Below are 603 nucleotides of genomic sequence, written 5' to 3'. Positions count from 1 at the left end.
TCGATCCAGGTGGTCAGCCGGGCCCGGCAGGCAGGGATTCATTTCAGCCCGCGTGATTTGTTCCAGCACCAGACCGTGCAAACCCTGGCCGCCGTGGCGACCCGCAGCGAGCAGGTCAGCGCCGAACAAGGCGTGTTGACCGGCGCGTCCGGGCTGACGCCGATCCAGCACTGGTTCTTCGACACCGACATCCCGGAGCGCCAACACTGGAACCAGGCATTGCTGCTGGAGCCGGTTCAGGCCCTGGAACCTCATCGCCTGGAGCAAGCGTTGCTGGCGGTGCTGGAACATCATGACGCCCTGCGCCTGAGCTTCACCCAGCGCGACGCCCAATGGCACGCCGAACACTTGGCGGTGCCGGAAGGCGGCCTGCTGTTGCAAGCCCAGGTGGCGGACATGGAACAGTGCAGCGCGCTGTTCACCGACACCCAGCGCAGCCTCAACCTCGCCCATGGCCCGTTGTTGCGCGCGTTACTGGTGGACGGCCCGCAAGGCCAGCGCCGGCTGCTGATCGCGATCCATCACCTGGTGGTGGACGGCGTTTCCTGGCGGGTATTGCTGGAAGATTTGCAGACCGTGTATCGCCAGTTGAGCGACGGCCAG

At 65.7% G+C, this 603-nt stretch carries 1 protein-coding gene; it reads left to right on the top strand.

What is annotated here, in order from left to right; all coding sequences use genetic code 11:
• A partial coding sequence (locus HX846_RS38545; RefSeq protein ID WP_256740555.1) for a condensation domain-containing protein occupies positions 1-603 on the top strand: 603 nt, incomplete at both ends.

Origin of the sequence: Pseudomonas sp. K5002 (genome assembly GCF_013386655.1) — a bacterium.
Classification (GTDB): Bacteria; Pseudomonadota; Gammaproteobacteria; order Pseudomonadales; family Pseudomonadaceae; genus Aquipseudomonas.
Note: the sequence above shows the minus strand (reverse complement) of the source record. Positions and strands in the feature narration are given on the sequence as shown.